The 20,761-nt window shown below is 41.3% G+C and carries 20 protein-coding genes; 18 read left to right on the top strand and 2 right to left on the bottom strand.

Going from position 1 to position 20,761, the window contains the following annotated elements:
- Window positions 1-4 precede the first annotated feature (4 nt).
- From hisD to hisIE, 7 genes are read left to right on the top strand one after another with little or no spacing between them, the layout of a single operon-like run.
- Window positions 5-1,306: a histidinol dehydrogenase gene (hisD, locus tag ACSFVZ_RS08740; RefSeq protein WP_435558621.1), complete on the top strand. Its 1,302-nt coding sequence runs from the start codon at window positions 5-7 to the stop codon at window positions 1,304-1,306.
- Window positions 1,296-2,393, top strand: a complete 1,098-nt coding sequence (gene hisC, locus ACSFVZ_RS08735) for a histidinol-phosphate transaminase (protein WP_435558619.1) — start codon at window positions 1,296-1,298, stop codon at window positions 2,391-2,393. The genes hisD and hisC overlap by 11 nt, the downstream gene beginning before the upstream one ends.
- On the top strand, window positions 2,390-3,451 hold the full coding sequence (gene hisB / locus ACSFVZ_RS08730) for a bifunctional histidinol-phosphatase/imidazoleglycerol-phosphate dehydratase HisB (protein WP_135926406.1): 1,062 nt from the start codon (window positions 2,390-2,392) through the stop codon (window positions 3,449-3,451). The genes hisC and hisB overlap by 4 nt, the downstream gene beginning before the upstream one ends.
- The gene (gene hisH / locus ACSFVZ_RS08725; RefSeq protein WP_135926405.1) at window positions 3,448-4,038 is read left to right on the top strand and encodes an imidazole glycerol phosphate synthase subunit HisH; all 591 of its coding nucleotides are present in this window, start codon (window positions 3,448-3,450) and stop codon (window positions 4,036-4,038) included. The genes hisB and hisH overlap by 4 nt, the downstream gene beginning before the upstream one ends.
- A gap of 27 nt (window positions 4,039-4,065) precedes the next feature.
- Window positions 4,066-4,800 carry a 1-(5-phosphoribosyl)-5-[(5-phosphoribosylamino)methylideneamino] imidazole-4-carboxamide isomerase gene (locus tag ACSFVZ_RS08720; RefSeq protein WP_135926404.1) on the top strand — a complete coding sequence of 245 codons (735 nt, stop codon included), beginning with the start codon at window positions 4,066-4,068 and terminating at the stop codon, window positions 4,798-4,800.
- Window positions 4,782-5,561 (top strand): imidazole glycerol phosphate synthase subunit HisF, encoded by a 780-nt coding sequence (hisF, locus tag ACSFVZ_RS08715; protein WP_055021694.1) that lies wholly within the window; start codon window positions 4,782-4,784, stop codon window positions 5,559-5,561. Before ACSFVZ_RS08720 ends, hisF begins: the two co-directional genes overlap by 19 nt.
- A complete protein-coding gene (gene hisIE / locus ACSFVZ_RS08710) occupies window positions 5,552-6,166 on the top strand; it encodes a bifunctional phosphoribosyl-AMP cyclohydrolase/phosphoribosyl-ATP diphosphatase HisIE (RefSeq protein WP_054552013.1) in 615 nt (204 codons plus the stop codon). The genes hisF and hisIE overlap by 10 nt, the downstream gene beginning before the upstream one ends.
- 61 nt (window positions 6,167-6,227) lie before the next feature.
- Here hisIE and ACSFVZ_RS08705 read toward each other — a convergent pair whose 3' ends face one another.
- Complete coding sequence (locus ACSFVZ_RS08705; RefSeq protein WP_435558618.1) at window positions 6,228-7,607, bottom strand: serine hydrolase domain-containing protein; 1,380 nt, start codon at window positions 7,605-7,607, stop codon at window positions 6,228-6,230.
- 265 nt (window positions 7,608-7,872) lie between these two features.
- Here ACSFVZ_RS08705 and ACSFVZ_RS08700 point away from each other — a divergent pair, with 265 nt between their 5' ends.
- From ACSFVZ_RS08700 to ACSFVZ_RS08685, 4 genes are all read left to right on the top strand, one after another.
- On the top strand, window positions 7,873-8,610 hold the full coding sequence (locus ACSFVZ_RS08700) for a DUF4097 family beta strand repeat-containing protein (RefSeq protein ID WP_435558617.1): 738 nt from the start codon (window positions 7,873-7,875) through the stop codon (window positions 8,608-8,610).
- A gap of 152 nt (window positions 8,611-8,762) precedes the next feature.
- Window positions 8,763-9,275 (top strand): hypothetical protein, encoded by a 513-nt coding sequence (locus ACSFVZ_RS08695; protein WP_138557700.1) that lies wholly within the window; start codon window positions 8,763-8,765, stop codon window positions 9,273-9,275.
- Window positions 9,276-9,316: 41 nt separating this feature from the next.
- A complete protein-coding gene (locus tag ACSFVZ_RS08690) occupies window positions 9,317-9,502 on the top strand; it encodes a DUF1289 domain-containing protein (protein ID WP_435558616.1) in 186 nt (61 codons plus the stop codon).
- A gap of 65 nt (window positions 9,503-9,567) precedes the next feature.
- The gene (locus ACSFVZ_RS08685) at window positions 9,568-10,362 is read left to right on the top strand and encodes a glycosyltransferase family 25 protein (RefSeq protein ID WP_435558614.1); all 795 of its coding nucleotides are present in this window, start codon (window positions 9,568-9,570) and stop codon (window positions 10,360-10,362) included.
- Here ACSFVZ_RS08685 and ACSFVZ_RS08680 read toward each other — a convergent pair whose 3' ends face one another.
- A complete protein-coding gene (locus tag ACSFVZ_RS08680) occupies window positions 10,363-12,144 on the bottom strand; it encodes a M61 family metallopeptidase (RefSeq protein WP_435558613.1) in 1,782 nt (593 codons plus the stop codon). It lies immediately after the preceding gene.
- Between the two features lie 202 nt (window positions 12,145-12,346).
- On the opposite strand from ACSFVZ_RS08680, the gene ACSFVZ_RS08675 reads away from it, so the two are divergent.
- The 7 genes from ACSFVZ_RS08675 (at window position 12,347) to ACSFVZ_RS08645 (ending at window position 20,652) form a co-directional block, all read left to right on the top strand.
- Window positions 12,347-13,882, top strand: coding sequence for a GGDEF domain-containing protein (locus ACSFVZ_RS08675; protein WP_435558612.1), 1,536 nt, complete (start codon window positions 12,347-12,349; stop codon window positions 13,880-13,882).
- A 71-nt stretch (window positions 13,883-13,953) separates the two neighbouring features.
- Entirely contained in the window at window positions 13,954-15,297 is a 1,344-nt protein-coding gene (gene ppnN, locus ACSFVZ_RS08670; RefSeq protein WP_435558611.1) for a nucleotide 5'-monophosphate nucleosidase PpnN, read from the top strand.
- 11 nt (window positions 15,298-15,308) lie between these two features.
- Window positions 15,309-16,082 carry a flap endonuclease Xni gene (gene xni / locus ACSFVZ_RS08665; protein ID WP_199527752.1) on the top strand — a complete coding sequence of 258 codons (774 nt, stop codon included), beginning with the start codon at window positions 15,309-15,311 and terminating at the stop codon, window positions 16,080-16,082.
- 71 nt (window positions 16,083-16,153) lie between these two features.
- A complete protein-coding gene (locus tag ACSFVZ_RS08660) occupies window positions 16,154-16,537 on the top strand; it encodes a DUF3192 domain-containing protein (protein ID WP_075594547.1) in 384 nt (127 codons plus the stop codon).
- A gap of 6 nt (window positions 16,538-16,543) precedes the next feature.
- Complete coding sequence (locus ACSFVZ_RS08655) at window positions 16,544-18,241, top strand: hypothetical protein (RefSeq protein WP_199527753.1); 1,698 nt, start codon at window positions 16,544-16,546, stop codon at window positions 18,239-18,241.
- 215 nt (window positions 18,242-18,456) lie between these two features.
- Window positions 18,457-19,464, top strand: a complete 1,008-nt coding sequence (locus tag ACSFVZ_RS08650) for an isocitrate dehydrogenase (RefSeq protein WP_130052654.1) — start codon at window positions 18,457-18,459, stop codon at window positions 19,462-19,464.
- 213 nt (window positions 19,465-19,677) lie between these two features.
- Window positions 19,678-20,652, top strand: a complete 975-nt coding sequence (locus tag ACSFVZ_RS08645; RefSeq protein ID WP_235383435.1) for a transposase — start codon at window positions 19,678-19,680, stop codon at window positions 20,650-20,652.
- The last annotated feature ends 109 nt before the right edge of the window (window positions 20,653-20,761 follow it).

The following is a 20,761-nucleotide window of genomic DNA, read 5'->3' as shown; positions in this document are numbered from 1 at the left end:
ATCCATGTTTCGCTGGAATGAGGAAAATCAACAAGCACAGCAGGCGGTACTCACCCGCCCTGCTGTTACTGCAAGTAAAGAGGTCGAAGCAATTTGCATCGACATCTTAAATGCAGTTAAAACCGAAGGTGACGCTGCGTTGTTAAAGATGGCTAAAGAGTTTGATAAGCGCAAGACACCACGTTTATTAGTGCCAGTTGAAGAAATTAATCAAGCTGAGCAGTTATTATCAAACGAGTTAAAAGCCGCCATCGAAACGGCCTATGCTAATGTAAAACGCTTTCACCAAGCACAATTACCTAAAGACATTAAGTTAACAACGCAACCTGGTGTGTTATGTGAACTTAAATATCAAGCCATTGAAGCGGTGGGTATTTACGTGCCAGGTGGCAGTGCACCATTGCCATCATCAGTGATCATGCAAGGAGTGCTTGCACAATTAAGCGGTGCACAAACTGTTGTGCTTACTACACCTGTAAAAGCCGATGAAACCATCAACCCTGCCATTTTATATGCTGCAAAACTATGTGGTATTAAAACCATTGTAGAAAGTGGTGGCGCCGGAGCGATTGCAGCAATGGCATACGGCACAGAGTCAGTGCCTAAAGTGAACAAAATTTTTGGCCCGGGAAATAGCTTTGTCACCATGGCAAAACAACTTGTTGCGCAAACCATTCCGGGCATGGCGATTGATATGCCTGCGGGCCCTTCTGAAGTGTTAGTGATTGCAGATGAGCGTGCAAACCCAGAGTTTATTGCGGCAGATTTATTATCGCAAGCAGAGCACGGTGCCGATTCGCAGGTTATTTTACTGTGTAACAGCGAACGTATTATTGAAAAAACACAGCAAGCTTTAACTGAGCAGCTAGCAAAATTAAGTCGTAAAGACACTGCCGAGCAAGCGCTTGCAAACTCAAGCTTGATATTAGTGGACTCGGTTGAGCAAGCCTTTGCGGTGTCTGCTCAATATGGTCCTGAGCACCTTATTTTACAACTTGCTGATGCGCAGCCTTATTTAAACTTAGTGAGAAATGCTGGCTCAGTATTTGTAGGCGATTACACCCCAGAGTCTGCCGGTGACTATGCGTCTGGCACGAATCACGTACTACCAACGTATGGTTACAGTGCGACCTATTCGAGCTTAAACTTACTGGACTTCTTTAGAACTTACACAGTACAAACCATCAGCAAAAATGGTTTACGTGAATTATCTAAAGCAATTTTACCTTTGGCCGCAGCAGAGGGGCTTGATGCTCACGCTAATGCTGTTTCAATTCGTCTTGAGGCTATGAACAATGAGCGATAATTCAAAAATAACAACGCTGTTGCCAGATAACATTGCAGCGCTTACAGCCTATAGTTCAGCGAAAAGTGAAAAACTAACAGGCACAACGTGGTTAAATGCCAATGAAAGCCCGTATTCACGTACGCCAAATATCAATTTAACTGATTTAAATCGCTACCCTGATCCGCAGCCTCAGCAAGTGATCACTCGTTACGCTTGCTATGCTAATTTAGAGCCAGAGCAAGTACTGATGACTCGTGGCGCTGACGAAGGTATTGAGCTATTAGTACGTACTTTTTGTAGCCCTGCTAAAGATAGCATTGCACTCTTTTTGCCAACTTACGGCATGTACAAAGTCACTGCTGATACCCACAACATTGCGATTAACGGTTTAACTCAAGAGCTGTTATTAAAAGGCACCGTTGATGAGATTGTCACTGCGGTTGCTGATTCAAAGCTGGTGTTTATTTGTAATCCAAATAACCCTACCGGCAGCATGACAAACCTAGACAAAATCAGAAAAATCACCCAACAACTTGCGGGTAAAGCGATTGTGGTGGTGGATGAAGCTTATATAGAATTTTGCCCTGAACAAACAGCAGCAAGCCTGATCAACGAGTTTAGTAACCTTGTGGTACTTAGAACCTTATCAAAAGCATTTGCACTTGCGGGTTTAAGAACAGGCTTCACTTTAGCCAACAGCGAATTACTTGCGCCTATTCGTAAAGTGATTGCGCCTTATCCTGTATCAACGGTGGTTGCTAGCATTGCAGCAGATGCATTAAGTAGTGACAACATCGTTTCAATGCGCCGTCAGGTGACTATTCTAAATAGCTTAAAAGGCAAACTGAAAAGCTGGCTTGAGCAGTCACCAGCCGTTATCAAAGTCCTGAGCGGTGAAGGTAACTTTGTCACCTTAAAATTAAAAGACAAACAATCATTTAATATCGCACTAGAGCAAGGGCTTGTGATGCGTGCCTTCACCTTATATGGCGAAAATGATTGGTTACGAATTTCTATCGGTAACGAGCAAGAACTAGAACAAGTAAAAATTTGGTTAGATGGCTTATCACTGACCAGCAATACAGTAGAACAGGAATTATCATGAGCAACCCGTATTTATTTATTGACCGCGATGGCACGATTATCGAAGAGCCTATCACCGACAAACAGGTTGATAGCCTCGAAAAATTAGTTTTTTTGCCAAATGTGATCCCTGCTCTGTTACAACTTCAAGCGGCAGGTTACCGCCTTGTGATGGTTTCAAACCAAGATGGTTTAGGCACTGATAGCTTCCCGACAGCTGATTTTGATATTGCTCAAGACAAGATGATGAATATCTTAAACAGCCAAGGGATTAAATTTGATGAAGTTCTGATTTGCCCTCACTTTGATGAGCAAAATTGTGAATGCCGTAAACCAAAAACCGGCTTACTTACAGAGCTTATGCGGTCAGGTAAAGTCGATTTAGCACGCTCATTTGTGATTGGCGACCGCCAAACTGATATTGGACTTGCCAATAACTTATGTTGTGAAGGTATTTTGTATGACGGCAGCTGGGATGCCATTGTCACTAAACTGACAACCGCGAACCGTGAAGGCCGTGTCACTCGCAACACCAAAGAAACGCAAATCGATGTGCAAATTAATTTAGACCAAACAAAAAATGGCGAAATTAGCACTGGTCTTGGCTTTTTCGATCACATGCTTGACCAAATTCGCACTCATGCCAATATCGGACTTAATATTCAAGCCACTGGCGACTTACACATTGACGAGCATCACCTTGTTGAAGATATCGGTATTGCGCTTGGCCTAGCCCTTAAACAAGCCCTAGGTACAAAAACGCAAATTGGTCGCTATGGTTTTGCATTACCTATGGATGAATGTAAAGCAGAAGCGCAAATTGATTTATCAGGCCGCGCCTCATTTGTATTAAATGCTGATTTTAGCCGTGAAAAAGTGGGCGACTTAGATGTACAAATGGTTGAGCACTTCTTTAAAAGCTTAAGTGATAATGCCGCCATGAGCCTAATTCTGTCGGTTAGCGACGGTAACTGTCACCACCAAGTTGAAGGCCTATTTAAAGCGTTTGCAAGAGCACTTCGTGCTGCGATTGCAAAAGATGCTTCGCAACAAACCGCCAGCTCTAAGGGGTGTTTATGATTGCCATAATTAATACCGGTTGTGCCAACATTAACTCTGTTCGCTTTGCCTTTGAACGCTTAGGTGAAAAGCCAGAGGTGATCACCTCACCTGAACAACTAAAAGGCTTTGAACGTGCGATTTTACCTGGTGTAGGCCATGCTTCCGTTGCAATGAAACGCTTAAAAGACGGTGGTTGGCAGCAAGCAATTGATGAATATCAACGCCCGCTGATGGGAATTTGTTTAGGCATGCAATTACTTTGTGATAGCACAGAAGAAGGCAATGTCGATTGCCTTGGCAAAATTCCGGGTGTTGTTAAGCACTTAGATGTGGGTACATTAACTTCTCCACACATGGGGTGGAACGACCTAAGCGTACTAAAAGAGCATGCCCTTACCAAAGGGTTATCGGCGCAGGATCAAGTGTACTTTGTGCATAGCTTTGCTCACACAGTGAACGATGCAACCCTAGTAAGCGGTGAATACGGGCAAGCTTTTTCAGCAATTGTTGCCAAAGATAACTACGCAGGCATGCAGTTCCACCCAGAGCGAAGCGCCAAAGTAGGCACACGACTTTTACAAAACTTTTTAGATTGGCAGCTGTAAGCGCAGCAAAAAATAAGAGAAATAAACGTGATTATTCCAGCACTCGATGTATTACAAAACCAAATTGTGCGCTTATACCAAGGTAAGTATGATACAGCACAATTTTACCCTTACGAACTTGGCGCACGCTTACAAGAGTACGCAAGCAGCGGCGCAGGCAAACTGCACCTAGTTGATTTAGAAGGCGCGCGCGATCCAAATAAAAAACAATGGCAGCATATTCAAGCCGCAACCAAAGCGCTTAATGTACCTTATCAAGTGGGCGGCGGTATTCGCTCTGAGCAAGATGTTGCTGACTGGCTTGAAGCCGGTGCTAACCAAGTTGTAATAGGCTCAATGGCCGTTGAAAAGCGTGAGCAAGTGCAGGCGTGGATTGAAAAATTTGGCAGCGAACACTTTGTTATCGCACTAGATGTTAATAAAACTGACAACGGCTGGGCACCAGCAACACATGGTTGGTTAAGTGAATCTGAGTTTGGCTTGTTCGAACTTGTTGATTTTTACGTGGCACTTGGTGTGGTTGATTTTCTGTGTACTGACATCAGTAAAGACGGCACCATGACCGGCCCTTCGTTTGCACTTTATGAAGATTTAACCAACCACAACAGCGAGATTAAAGTTCAAGCATCAGGCGGTGTAAGCTCTCTTGATGATATCGCAAAGCTGAAAAAACTAGGCGTTGGCGGTGTTATATTAGGTAAATCATTGCTCGATGGTGCCTTTAATGTTGAGGAGGCGTTAGCATGTTATCAAAACGCATAATCCCTTGTTTAGATGTAAAAGACGGCCAAGTTGTTAAAGGCGTTAAATTTAAAGGCCATGAAGTAGTTGGTGATATTTTAACGCTTGCCAAGGCTTACAGCGATGCTGGTGCGGATGAACTGGTGTTTTATGAAATCAGTGCCAGCGTCGAAAAACGCCTACTTGATGTCAATTGGGTAGAGAACATTGCACGCCACATTGATATTCCATTTTGTGTGGCTGGCGGTATTAAATCTGTTGCCGATGCAGCACGTGTTTTAGAACGTGGTGCAGATAAAATCAGTATTAACAGCCCTGCTATCGCGCGCCCTGAGCTTATCAAAGAGTTACACGATGAGTTTGGTAAACAGTGCGTGGTTGTGGGAATAGATAGCTTTTATGATGAAAACACTGGCGAGTATTTAGTCTACCAGCTAACTGGCGACCCAAATGCATCAAGCCGTACTCGCTATAAAACCGAAGAATGGGTTAAGCGTGTGCAAGACCTAGGTGCTGGTGAAATCGTGCTGAATTGCATGAACCAAGACGGCGTGCGTAAAGGCTACGACAATGTTCAGCTATCAAAAATGCGTGCACTGTGCGATATTCCACTGATTGCTTCGGGTGGCGCAGGGACGATGCAAGACTTTGTTGATGTATTTCAGCAAAGCCAAGTTGATGGCGCGCTCGCTGCCAGCGTATTTCACAAGAACGTCATTGATATTGGCGAACTAAAACAATTTTTAATCGATAATAATGTAGCGGCAAGACTATGCAATTAACCAAAGACACTCTTTCTCAAGTCGACTTTGCCAAAAGCGAATTGATCCCAGCTATCGTGCAAGACGCACGCTCTGGGGTGATTTTAATGCAAGGCTTTATGAATCAAGACGCATTAGCTGCCACTTTCGACAAACAAAAAGTAACCTTTTACTCGCGTTCTAAAGAGCGCTTATGGACGAAAGGCGAAACATCAGAAAACTACCTTGAAGTAGTTTCTGTACACACCGATTGTGATTACGACTCACTATTAGTACTGGCAAACCCACTTGGGCCAACATGCCACTTAGGTACACAAAGCTGCTTCGGCGATGATGCTAAACCTAGCTTGTCGTTTTTAGCTGAGCTTGAACAAGTGATTGTCTCGCGTAAAGACGATGATCCAAGCAAAAGCTACACTGCGTCTTTATTTGCAAAAGACTTAAGCCGTAGTTGCCAAAAAGTAGGTGAAGAAGGTGTCGAAGTTGCCCTTGCAGCCATGAAACATGATAACGATGAATTAACCAATGAATCGGCAGACTTACTGTATCACTTAACCGTGTTATTACAGCGCCAAGGTTTATCATTGGCTGATGTGGTGAGCTGTTTACAAGGCCGCCATAAGTAATTGAAATTGATTAAGATGCACCTTTTCAGGTGCATCTTTTTAGTGTTTCTTAAATCCAATTTTATCTACCCAGAGCTTTTAGAACATCACGAGTAAAGTCATGTTCACTAAAGCCTTTAAGACCCGCAAGGTCATACCCTCGCCTAACAATAACTAGCTGCTCGCTTGGAATAATCACCAAATATTGACCACGGTTGCCTCGCGCAGCAATAGTATCGTTTGGTAATTCAGGGAAACGTTCGTTATAAAGCCACCACTGTGCGCCGTATCCCGGTGCCGTTTCTTGGGGTTGAGCAGGGGCTGGTTCACTAATATAACTTAACCAGTCTTTTGGTAATATTTGCTCCCCTTGCCAGCGACCATTGTTCAAGTGTAATAGCCCTAAGCGAGCAAGATCCCTTGAAGTAGTCCACACTTGCGATGACAAAATAAAGTCACTTTGCCAATCTGACTCTAAAAATGTGTGCTGCATTCCGATTTTATCGAGTAAATTGTCATACGGATAACGCAAATAGCTCGCCTCATCGTTGAACGTTTCTCGTAAGGTGCGTAGCGCTAACATGGTGTCGTTATTCGCGTATTTCCAGCGGCTACCTGGCTTTACTTCTAATGCGGTATGCGTTGCAGTATCAGACACTAAACCGCCGCCCATATACACACGGTCTGTCCGGTTGCCCGCTTTATTACTGTCTAAGCCTGATGCCATGTGAAGCAAGTTTTCAAGGGTAATTTCGCCACGTGGGTCAAGCGGGTGAGACCAGCTTTCAAGCCCCGCAGGCTTAGTAACATCAAGTCGCTTTTGCTGTACCGCAACACCAATGATGCTCGCGCCAATACTTTTTGCAACAGACCAAGTACGCTGTGCGGTTTCTGGGGTAAAGCCTGCTTTATATTGCTCTGCTAAAACCGCCTGAGGGCTTGCTATTAAAATAGCTGAAGTGCGTGCGCCTTCACCATAATGACTAGTAAAAGCCTGAGCAATAACCTCATCAAGCGCCTTATTACTCGTTGCTTTATTAACACCATTTAGCGTTAGCCAAGGCTTACCGTCATCCTTTTGGTCGGCTAAGTTTTCTTTGAACGGCGCTTGCACAAGTGATGTAGCTTTAAGGCTTGCCCCTACTGGCAAATCAACACAACCTAAACGAGGACGCCACACCGATATGCGTTGCTTATCTTTATCGTAATCAACAATGACTCGTTTATGCTCGTTATCAATGTTCGCTTTCAATGTTTTTACAGTATCTGCAATTAAAGGGTAAATACCGGTTAGTTCATCAATATCGATTTGATCTTTGCTTTTGCCCGCGTTAAAGGTGGCACTACAGGTAAAGTTGGCGACGTACCCAGCGGCATAAGCGTTTAAAGTTGTATCTGTTTCTTCGCTACAAACAAAAAAGCTGGTGCTCAATAACGCGCTTAGGAAGGTTATTTTTTTCATTATTACTCCTTGAAGACCAAAGAGTTTAAATTAGCAAAAGAAAAAAATAATGGTATATTTTTACGGCAGTATTCGCTCCTTGAGCGACAAATAACCCAACAAAATAGGTTCATTGTTAATAAACAAAATGAATTTAGAGTCCGAAGCTCCTGTTGTCTACGCAACTTTTTTTCTATTTGTGTAAAAATTTTTTAAAGCCTTTAAACCTTTTTTATCAGCACTTGCGACTAAGCTAATAACACCACACATATGAAAGGGAAGAACCATGTTAAGTACAGTAAAAACGCTTTCACTAATTGCCGCAGGCTTATTATCAGCACAAACATTTGCTTGGGGTGATATGCCTCTACAAGCAACTAAAAACCTAACGCTAGATGCAGCATCATTAAGTGCTTTAAAAGTAGAAGCGGGCTCAGGTTTTTTACACATTACCGGTAGTGACAGTGATCAAGTGACCGTTAAAGCCGAGATTTATCAAGAGCAGCCACATGATGAATATTGCTTAACGCTTGAAGCTAAAGGTAAGAGTGCAGCGCTAAGTGCAGGTCAATGTGAATATCATACCAACAAGCAAACTCGCATTGATTTAACCGTTGCGATCCCTCGCTCATTTAATGTCGATGTGCACGATGGCTCAGGTGAAATTATCATTAGCAAAGTTGCGAATACCGTTATAAACGATGGTTCTGGTTCAATTACCGCAAATGACATTGAAGGCACATTAGAAATCAATGATGGTTCAGGCAGCATAGATGTTCGTAATGTTAGCCGTGATATTAAAATTCATGATGGCTCTGGCAATATTGATGTTGCAAACGCACTGGGCAATATTGAAGTACACGATGGCTCTGGTGGTATCGACTTAAATGATATTTCGGGTGATGTTGTCGTTTCAGATGGTTCGGGAAGCATTCGCGTTGATACTGCGGCAAACTTTGAGTTACTAAGTGATGGTTCTGGCTCAGTAAAAGTAACCAACATTGCTGGTAAAACTAAGATGTAAGCTTACGCTTTTATTAATATACGCAACTAAAATGCCTTCCTTTGCGAGGGCATTTTAAATTGTAATCACCAATCTTTATTAGCATTTTTACAAGGGCTTAGGTATCCTTTAGGAAACGTTTAAGGAACTGCTATTTAAAAGGATAGCCTGATATGAAAAAGCCACTCGCCGCCTTACTAACTGGCCTTGTATTAACAGGTTGTACAGGACTGACAACTGAACAACAAGCAGCCATTGATAACTTAACCCCTTGCGAGAAAATCAATGCCCTATTAGGTGCTTACGACAACCGCTTTGAAGGCTTAAAACGTAGCCGTGTAAATACTAAGTACATGGAAACATGGACAGCAAAATACAACCTAATTGCCGATAACTGTCAAATCACGGCGCTTGATAAAGACAATGTTACCTACCGCTGTGTAGGCAACTATGAGCAACAGCAGCAAGCTGTCGCCGATCACACCCGTGCGGTTAATTTTACCCAAGCTTGTTTAGCAGGAAATAATTGGCATCAAACACAAAAAGAGTCAGCTGAATCGTTACGCACAACCTTTGTACTTGACGAAAATACCCCTGTTATCTCAATTCATTCGGGTAAAACTCTATCGCGTAAACAGCCTTGGTCTACTACCCTTGAAATTGGTAAGCCTGTTGAAGGTAAGTAATACACTTAGGAAGGCTAATAGACATTAGCCTTCGTATCTCTATGGCACATTCAAAAAAACCAACCAGCGAATTTAAAACAGATTGCATCGGTCAATGTCATCGCCTCAATGGCTATTGCACTGGCTGTGGTCGCAGTAATGATGAAATTTTTGATTGGATCATTTTATCCGAACAAGAAAAGCAAGCGATTTTAAATACTCCTCGCCCTGACATAAAAGCGAAATAGTTCTGACACCCAAGCGTCATTAAAGCTTGTTAGCCTGATTCAAACTGACCCATCAGGTAACAATAATGACCGCTATTTTTGTAATTAACTTAGCAAGCTCTACAGAACGATTACACCGTGTGAGCAATGAACTCAACGCGCAAGGTTTAACATTTGAACGTATTGATGCAATTGATGGTAGAGAGCTGTCCGATACAGCGATTGCTGAGCATTATAATGCTGATTTAAATCTAAAAAAATACCATAAACCATTGAGTAAAGGTGAAATTGGCTGTTACCTGAGTCACAGAAAAGCATGGCAAACCATGGTCGATAGGCAGTTAGATTACGCCATTATTTTAGAAGATGACTTTGTTCTCGACCGCTCTATTCACAGTGCAATTGAAAACATTAATACATTAAAACAGCCTTGGCAGCTAATAAAATTGGCCGCTTATAAAGACCGAAATCGGGAAATTGCCTTTACAAAACCCCTCGCTGATGAGCAGCATTTAGTCATTCATAAAAAGCTTATGTCTGGCTGCTGTGCAACGGCTGTTAGTTTAGCTGGTGCAAAAGCGCTATTAAAAGCCACTGCTTCATTTGGCCGCCCTGTCGACTGCGATTTACAGCACGTTTGGGAAACTGGCGTATATGGATACTCTTTACTGCCCTACCCGGTATCACAACCTGATAATTCACAAAGCGATATTCGTGATAGATCAGACAAAGTTAAAAAGTCGTTTTGGCGACGTAAAAAGCAGCAACTTAATAGTGCACTGCTAAATGCAAAATACACTAAGCAGTTTATCAAGGCGCAACAAACGCCGAATAAAAAGAAAGGAGCCGCAGCTCCTCTCTTACCAATTAAAGATCATTAACTATTTTGCTAGGTTTGGATGGTCAACGCCCATCCACGCTTTAAACAGTGCCATTTGAGCTGGTGTTGCATCTTTTAATGCTTTTACCTTTTTCTCTTTATCAAAGTCTTCGCTCAGTGTTAGCTTTGTGCTTTGCAGTGCATCACGTCTAATAAAATCAACAGTCACTGTGTCGCCTGCTTTAAACGTTTCAAGGCTGGCTGTTAAGTCTTTACCAACATGCTTTTTGTTAAACGCAACGATTTTATCATCTGTAGTTAAGCCTGCTTGCCATGCAGCGCCACCACGACGAACATGAGTTAGGGTTAATAACTCACCGCTGTTTTTAGCAAACGAGTCAATACTAGGTACTGATTTAGCATCTTCAGGGCGAATTAAACCTAAGCCCACTTTTTCAAGTAGCGAATCAAAGTCGATAGCTGCTGGCTCATCCACATTCGCTTGCCACCAAGCACTGTAATCACGACCTGTAAGTTCTTTTAAAATCGCTTTAACATCATCAGGCGTAAAACCATCAGGTAAACGATGCTTGTTGTACAGTTCACGGTGAACATCGCGGTAACTGATTTTGCCATCGCTTTTTTCAAGTAAATCAATATCAAGCGCCATTGAGATCAATGAACCTTCTAAATAGATATTGGTGCTGTAGTTGCGAGCGTGGTCACCGCCTTGGTTGATCCACTTATCAAAACTGGTTTCGGTTGCGCTTTGCACTTCGCGACCCGGTGTTTGTAAGTGACGATTAATCGTTTTCGTTAACGTACCGAAAAACTCATCGGTTGTTTCAATTCCAGAGCGAACCATTAAGTGATCTTCAAAGTAGCTGGTTGAGCCCTCTGCAATCCATAATGTTTTAGCGTAGTTAATATTGGTGTAATCGTATGGAGCAATACCTTTTGGACGGTATGCTTTAACGTTCCAAGTATGAATAAATTCGTGAGCTGCAGTGCTGATAAACGCAAGGTAGTCTTTACGAGAACCAAAACGGTCACGTGGGCGCTGGATAATAGTAGAGTTTAAATGCTCTGTTGCGCCACCGGCGCCAGACGTAGCATGGACCATAAATACATAGCGCTCATATGGGTAACCGTCCCAAATTACATTGCCAGTTGTCACTAGCTTTTTAAGGTCAGTTAGCATTTGATCTACGTCGTAGTTGCCATCGCCCCAAATAACTAATTCGTATTCACGGCCATCAACGGTGAACTTGTGTAGCTCATTGATACCACTTTCGATTGGTGAATCAACTAAAATGTCGTAATCAGCGGCTTTAAAGCTGTGTTTAGAGCCCGCATTTTCCATACCCGATACTGAGCGCCATTGTTTTGGTACGTTTAATTTTACGGTTACCGGGTCTTGGCGGAATGATTCACTAAACATGAAAAAGCCAGATGCATCAACAAATGCATGGCTGTCATCAATATGACGAGCGCGTTTACCTAGCTCGTTAGCGTAAACTTGGTAATCTACATTGACTTGAGTTGGCTCGTTTAGGTGAACACGCCACGTGCTGTGATCAATTTTTTCCCACTTTAATGGCTTGCCGTCATCATCTTTTGCTTCGAAAAAACGTACGCCATTAGCAAGATTCAAAATTTCATAACGACCAGTACGCCAAGCGGGAAGTTTAACATCTAAATGTGCTTGTGCAGTTTCAGGAAACTCAACACTCACATTACCTAAATGATGCTCTGGCTCAGTAATCGACAGTGAATAGTTTACATCTGCAAACACACTGCTTGAGCACGCTGCCAAAATTGACAGTGCCAAAAACTTTTTCATAACAACTCTTTTTATTACTTTTAAAATTGCGGACAAGCCTAACAATTGCGAGAAAAAATGTGAATTAAAAACCGATAAACAGCCATTGCAACAGGTTTGATATACAAATTAACTAAGTTTTTGACTTGGAACCTACATTTCGTATTAATTTGTTGTAAACTTACCCTATAGAAAATTTGAATCTTGACGGCGGTATTACTAGGTGCAGCAACAGCATGATGTTCTTAATAAAAAGTTAAAGCAGGCTATCGACGCACGCACAGTGGTCGAAGATGCACGCAAACATCAAGTTGAAGTGCTTTCACAGTTTGCGGCAAAACTGTCGCTCAGCTGTAAAGGGCTAGACATTGAGCTAGATAACCGTTTAGCCAAATTTAGAAACGCACTAAAAAAAGGTGTTAATTTTGAATTACTAACACCTTTCATAGATGATGTACTTGGTCTTCTAAAACAACAAGAAACCAAGCAAATGGCTCAACAACGCGAGCTTAACAAAAGTATCACTGATGCAGGTAAACAATTACAAAAAGTCCAAGGTTTACCTGATAATGCCCGTCGAACATTGCGTTATCTGCTTGACCACGAATTGAATAATATACAGTCTAATCATGACTTTATACCTTTATTGTCTAAGCTGGTTACTATTTATCACCAAGCACTTCAAGCAAAGCTCGCTAAAAGTAGTCAAGCCGAGGCATTAATCAAACCTGAGTTAGCGTCTGAGCTGCTGTCTCTTGCTAATGAGCTTGTGCTCGAGGATGAAAGTGCAGAGAAAATAAATATAATTAAAAGCAAAATCACTCATAATGACAGTGTTGACGATTTACTTGATTCTGCGCTGAGTATTATCACCATCATTACGCGTAATATGAGTAAAGAGCGTCAATCTGCACAAAGCTTTTTAATCTCATTAAATCAAACTATTGAAGATTTACATCACTCTATTGTTTCAACCAGTAAACACTCAGAGTCGATTAGCGCAGAATACGATTCCCTGAACAAACAGATTGAAGCAAAAATTAAGAATCTTCATACGCAAACTCAACAGGCTACCTCAATAACATCACTTAAAGAATTAGTAGAAGAAGAACTTAAATCTTTAAGTGATGATTTAATTGCCAAAGAAAAACTAGAGCAAACGGAGCGAGAAAACTTGCTCGCTAGCTTTAACGATATCAATAGCCGTATTAGCCATTTAGAAGCTAAACTTTCAACTTATAAACAACGCTTAAATGAACAGCGATTTAAAAGTTTGCTCGATGATTTAACAAAATTACCCAACCGCGCAGCGTTTGATGAACGGTTTAATCAAGAGTTTCAATTATTTGATCTACAAGAGTCGGCAGTGACATTTGTAGTAATTGATGTAGACCATTTTAAATCAATCAATGACCAATATGGCCACAGTGCCGGTGACAAAACATTACAAGTCATTGCTAAAGCACTACAAAAATCAATACGTAAATCAGACTTTATTGCCCGTTACGGTGGCGAAGAGTTTGTGTTACTAATGAGTGGTATGTCACTTGAAAGTGCAGCAGCACCACTTGAAAAGTTGCGTAAGACAATTCAGGGTATTCCATTTAAATTCAAAGATAAGCAAGTAGAAATCACCATTTCTGCTGGCGCAACCCAGTTGAAAAAAGGTGATACCCCACTGATTGCCTTTGACCGTGCAGACGAAGCACTATACAAAGCCAAGAACGAGGGACGAAATAAAGTTTGCATTAGCAAATAAAGGCCTCATCTTGTTAGTAAGGTCTTTGACACACAATGATAAAGGCTCATTGACGAGCCAGGAGAGTGCTTATGTTAAAACAACTGAATCCTACAGGTGTACTGGATTTACTATCGCAACTAGAAGTTGATCTACTCGAACAATCATCCACCAGCGAGCGCTATAAATTATTTAGGAACTGTGTGCTCGCGGTTCTTAATGTGGGTAGCCACACTGACTCAAGCTCTGAAATTTACAACAAATACGAAAATTTCGATATTCGCTTATTGAGCCGCGAACGCGGGATTAAAATTGAGCTTGAAAACCCACCCGAATCAGCCTTTGTCGATGGCGAAATTATCACCGGTATTCATGAACATATCTTCTCGGTTATTCGCGATATTCTATTTATTTGTCAAAAATACGAAAAAGATTTAACTGAGCAAAAAGCCATAACTCATATGGTGTTTGACATGCTCAGGAATGCAGGTGCGCTAAGAGTAAATAGCGATCCGAGCATGATAGTTTGCTGGGGTGGCCACTCTATAAACGAAGTCGAATACAAATACACCAAGCAAGTTGGCTATGAGCTTGGGCTTCGTGGCTTAAACATTTGTACAGGTTGTGGCCCAGGTGCAATGAAAGGCCCAATGAAAGGCGCGACGATAGGCCATGCCAAACAGCGTATTACTAATAATCGTTATTTAGGTTTAACTGAACCAAGTATTATTGCCGCTGAGCCACCTAACCCAATTGTAAACGAATTAGTGATTTTGCCTGATATCGAAAAACGTTTAGAGGCGTTTATCCGTACAGCCCATGGCATTATTATTTTCCCAGGTGGCGCGGGTACCGCAGAAGAGCTGTTATATCTTTTAGGTATTTTACTGCACCCTGAAAACGAAAAACAATCTTTACCTGTGATCTTAACTGGCCCTAGAGAGAGTGAAAATTACTTTATTGAGCTGTGTAAATTCGTTGAGAAAACGCTTGGTAAAGAGGCACTTGATAAGTTTGAAGTGATCATCGATGACCCAGAGCGAGTTGGCAAAACACTCAAATCAAAAATGGCTGAAGTGCGTGAATACCGCAAGAGTCAAGGTGATGCATACTACTTTAACTGGACGCTAAAAATCGATAATGATTTTCAACAGCCGTTTGCACCGACTCATGCCAATATGGCGAGTTTGGATTTACACTTAGATCAGCCGACTCAGCAACTAGCCGCTAATTTACGCCGTGCGTTTTCAGGTATTGTGGCTGGTAATGTTAAAGACGAAGGCTTGCAAGCCATCAAGCAACATGGCCGATTTGTATTAAGTGGTGAGCCTGCATTAATGGCTGATATGGATAAACTACTTGCTGCTTTTGTTGAGCAAGGGCGAATGAAATTACCCGGTAGTAAGTATATTCCTTGCTATGAGATAAATGCTTAACAGGAGACTATGTGACAACCCAGTTACTTTTAATAGATGCGTTAAATCTTATTAGGCGCATCTATGCTGTTGATAGTAATCAGAGTCATCACAGTGAAGAACATATGATAAAGGCAAGCTGTGCCCGCGTGGCACATGCTTGTAAAAAGTTACGTCAGCAAACTAATGCTACTCACGCGATTGCTGTGTTTGATGGTGAAAAAAGCTGGCGTTATCACTACTATGAGGCGTACAAAAGCACTCGCTCACCGATGCCAGATACCCTAAAACAAAACTTATCGCTTTTTAAACAAGCCATTGAACAAACAGGCATTGTGGTGTTTTCACCTAACAATGATGAAGCTGACGATATAATTGCCACGCTGGCACATAAAGCCGCGACTAATGATGTACCTTCTACTATCGTTTCTACAGATAAAGGGTTTTTACCATTTTTATCTGAGCAGATTGCTATTTATGATTACTTCAAAAAACAGTATCTTGAAGCCGACGACATTAAACAGCGCTTTAATGTTCCAAAACATCGACTCGCTGATTTTTGGGCTTTAGCTGGTGATAAAACCAATGACATACCCGGCGTGAAAGGTATTGGTAACAAAACTGCGCAGCAATTAGTAAATGAGTATGAGTCAATTGCAGCCGCAATCAACGACGATGAACTAAACCCTTCAGTAAAGCGTAAATTGAACGATGAGATGGATATGTTTGTTATTTCGAAAAATCTTGTGATGTTACGCACAGATATTCACTTAGGCTTTAGTTTAAAGCAGTTAAGGCTCAATTAATCGCAATCTCGTAGCGCACTTGGATATCACAGCGTATACTGCAAATTCGCGTTAATTTTAAAGAGTTACACATGTTTAAAAAGGTTTTCCAATATCTGGTGCTGGGTTTAGGTGTTTATGCACTTATCGCCACTCTTGTGATCACTTTTTATAAAGATGATCCACAAGCCATGATCTGGCAAGACCGTGAAGCTTTTAATAAACGTTACATCTCGAAACTATCTATCGATAAGCCTGAAAACTTAAACGCCGTACTTGATTACTTAGGCAGCCCAGACCTAACCTATGCTAAACGAGTCGAAGACAATGTTTGGCAAATCATTTTTTACCGTACGCAACACGTAAAATCGGATGGTATTACAACAATAGATGAGTGCACTGGCTTGCTGTTTAAAAATGGTCAATTAGTATTGTGGGGGCCAAGTGCCTATGAAAGCTATCAACAAGAAACCTAACCGCTTATGATGGAAAACGTGACGCCTCGTGAGTTGGCACGCTTATTTGATAGTACGCACCAGTTGCTCAAGCTTTATTATCAAAAGCAGAAATGGTCGCAAATTTATCCTTTATTAAGCAACCTTGCTGAGCGATATTACTTAATCTACCAAGCCTGCCCAAAAGGTATGCAAGCGCAACTTAGCTTATATGTTCCTAATCATGGCTACACAACAAATTTAGTTGTTAACCAATGCGTTATTGCTTGCATTCTATGTCGTAGCCTAAATTACAACCAAGCAATTAGTGAACAAATTATTAGCTGCTGTTTAGCTAATTACCTGTGCGTACAAACTCAAAGCAATAAGTTAGCTGCCTGTGAAAAGCTAACATTACAAGATAAAAAACTTTGGCAGAGTCGTCACCAGCTTGCTGCAAAATTACTGCAAAGCTCAGGTCCTCATACATTATCTATTCAGCATTTATTAGCGCGGTTAAATAAATACAAACAAGCACTTTTAAGTGCGCCAAAAATTATGATTTATGACGGAGCAACAACACTTGTAGCTTTAGCTAACATTATCGCCATGAATACCACTTATCGTGAATCTGGTGGGCATATTAGTATACATAAAGCATTGGCTGATATTTATCTTCGTACACCTAATGAGTTTGCTCAAAATGCAATAAAGGCGCTCATTGCGCACATAGGCCCATACATTCCAGCAAGTGAAGTAAATTACGCTGAACGCATTCTTATCTATTTAACCACCGATGAGCAAGGTAGGCATATTTTAGTCGATGCTAGCCGCCCAGAAAAAGTACGCTGGCATCGCATCAAAGCTAATTTGAGCATTTTAGACAAACAAAGAACATGTAAAGACACGCGTTTGCTCTACACCGTATGGTTTAGTGAGAACATCAATTTTACAGAACCACCACCTATAAATCAGCAACGCAGACAGCAATACTTAGCATTAATTAGTGACTTAAAAGTATCAAAAGAATACAGCTATCGTGGTTTAAATAAGCTGTTAAGTCCCTACCCTGAATTAATTACGCAACTTACAATTGCCGCTAAGCCCTATAATAAAGAGCAGCAAAGAGCCAAAGACTTGCGTCATTGTTTATCGATGGTTGGATACGACAATGCACCGGCAATCATTCAGAAAGTATTATTTCAACGCTTAGTAGCAACAACTACTCACCCACTGTTTCAGCATATTTCTAAACGACTTGAAAATATGGTGCGGATTATTCAAGCATTGTTTAAACACTCTGACTCAGTGCAATTTGAACACGTGAGCTTGCCATTATATGCCTACGTTTTATACCTTTGCGAATATCAAGCTACGAGCCTGTCTCGAAAAACTATATTTGAACAAGCCGAAGAGCATGTTATTAGCCCACCATTGGCCTGCCTATTTGGTGTTAATCACCTAGATCAAGCCCCATTAACTGAATATTTAAATCAGCTAATTGGTGACAACGTCTGGACTCAACATTTACTGGCTAGTGAACAACACAAAAAACAGCAACTCACCATAAATGAGAAACATTGGATAGCTATTAAATTATTTACTTATTATGTTTTTCAACCAAAAGCTTTATTTAGCAGCTGGCAAGAGCAAATCATTTTCGACAGCCTATCGGCTGCTGGTTGGGACTCAAAAGCTAATTTTTATGCATATTTGAAAAATTGCGAGTTTGCAGACAATTTTTAGAATGTGTTGTTAAAAAGTGCGAAAACGTTAAATAAATATGAACTTTAGTCTGTTTATAGTCAGTATTCACAGGATAAACTGGTAAAAAGCTGAATAAATTGCTATAAAAGCCGCTTAAATTTTCAAACACATCCACGTAAACCTTCTAACAAGTAAATCGCATGCTATTTCGCGACGAGTTTACGTGTTTATCTACTCATAAATAGGAAAAGTAAATGGCTAAACAAACCATCACAGTGATCAAAGGCGACGGCATTGGTCCTAGCATTATTGATTCAGCACTTGAGATCCTTGAAGCTGCAGGTTGCGATTTTGATTATGAATTCGTTGATGCTGGCCTTGCTGCCCTAGAAAAAACTGGTGAGTTACTTCCGCAAGAAACAATCGACACAATCGCGCGTAACAAGATCACTTTAAAAGGCCCATTAACTACACCAGTTGGTGAAGGTTTCACTTCAATCAACGTGACTTTACGTAAAAAGTTTGGCCTATATGCTAATGTTCGTCCTGTTAAATCATTTGCAGGTACACAAGCTCGTTACGACGATATCGACATCATCACTGTTCGTGAAAACACACAAGGTATGTACTCAGGTCTTGGCCAAGTTGTATCTGAAGATGGTAACGAAGCAGAAGCAATGTCAAAAATCACCCGTGAAGGTGCAGAAAAAATCGTAACTTTTGCATACGAGCTAGCGGTACGTGAAGGCCGTAAAAAAGTAACGGCTGTTCACAAAGCTAACATCCTTAAATCAACATCTGGTTTATTCTTAAAAGTTGCACGTGAAGTAGCTGAGCGTTACCCGCAAATCGAATCAACAGAAATGATTGTTGATGCAACATGTATGAAACTAGTTATGACTCCTGATGAGTTTGATGTAATCGTTACTACAAACTTATTCGGTGATATCTTATCTGACCTATGTGCTGGTCTAGTTGGTGGTCTTGGTATGGCTCCTGGCGCAAACATTGGTGAAGATGCAGCTATCTTCGAAGCTGTACACGGTAGCGCACCAGACATCGCAGGTAAAAACCTTGCAAACCCAACTTCAGTGATCTTAGCATCAATCCAAATGCTAGAGCACTTAGGTATGGCTGACACTGCAGAGCGCATCCGCAGTGCAGTTGCAGATGTTATCAAAACAGGTGACCGCACAACGCGTGACCTTGGCGGCAGCCACGGCACTACAGACTTCACTCAAGCTGTAATTGAGCGTCTATAAGCGAATAATTGTTTAGGGCTTAAGACAACCTAACCCTTAAACACTCCCTACCCAAAGCCAGTCTAAGACTGGCTTTTTTATACCCTCAATTAATTGGACATCCACATTAATTAGACATCCATAACACACATAAAACTAGACACCCAACTTAATAGTTCTCACTTCTCAAAATTATGACTAAACTTACATAGTTCACTCATGGAGGAGAAGAACATGGCAACCCCTCGCAGAAACTTAATTAGCGTTTCAAACACACCCTATTATCACTGTATTTCACGCTGCGTTCGTCGCGCTTTTTTGTGTGGGCATGATCCACTAACAGGCCGCTCATATGAACATAGGCGGGATTGGGTTGAAAAGAAACTACTTCAACTTGGTCGGATATTTTGTATTGATATTTGCGCCTACGCAGTAATGAGTAATCACACACATCTGGTTCTGCACATTGATATAGCAAAAGCGAAGCGTTTAAGTAATAAAGCTATTTTGATTAGGTGGCACAAGTTATTCAACAGTACATTCCTATGCCAACGCTTCTTAAATGGCGAATTACTAACACAAGCAGAGCTCTCGGCGGTTAATGACAGAGTTAATTTATATCGAGAAAGGCTAAGTAGTATTAGTTGGTTTATGCGTGTTCTAAATGAGAGCATCGCGCGAAAAGCGAATCAAGAAGATGATTGCAAAGGGCGCTTTTGGGAAGGTCGCTTTAAATCGCAAGCCTTGCTTGATGACGCAGCACTTGCAGCTTGCCTTGCTTATGTTGACTTGAACCCTGTGAGAGCAAAAGCAGCTAATTTACCAGAGCAATCAGACTACACCAGTATAAAATCACGTATTGAGTCAGCTCAAAAAGCAAAGCAACCGAAAACACTTATGCGCTTTGCAGGTAAACTACGCAAACATATGCCTAAAGGACTCCCATTTGAACTTAAAACCTATTTACAACTTATTGATTGGACTGGCCATTCTATAAGAGAAGGTAAACCTGGTGTAATCCCCCTAGATGCAGCACCTATATTAGAAAGATTAAATATCTGCTCTGATAATTGGCTTACACTTACCACTTCCTTTACACGCTCATTTAAAAATACTGCAGGTAAAGAGCAAGCTATCACGGCTTATGCAAATAACATGAAACGAAAGCGAAGAAGCTCAATTACTAACAGCTTAGCTTTATTTGCTTAATTATAAATTAAACCTCCAGAATATAATTAATGAGCACAACCTCGTTGCAAACCTGAGGTAAGCACTCTTTACAACTAATGCTTAGCAAATTGTCCAAGAATAAACCAAA

The organism is Pseudoalteromonas nanhaiensis (genome assembly GCF_051235485.1).
GTDB lineage: Bacteria > Pseudomonadota > Gammaproteobacteria > Enterobacterales > Alteromonadaceae > Pseudoalteromonas > Pseudoalteromonas lipolytica_C.
The sequence above is the reverse complement of the archived record's forward strand: the minus strand, read 5'-3'. Positions and strand labels throughout refer to the sequence as shown.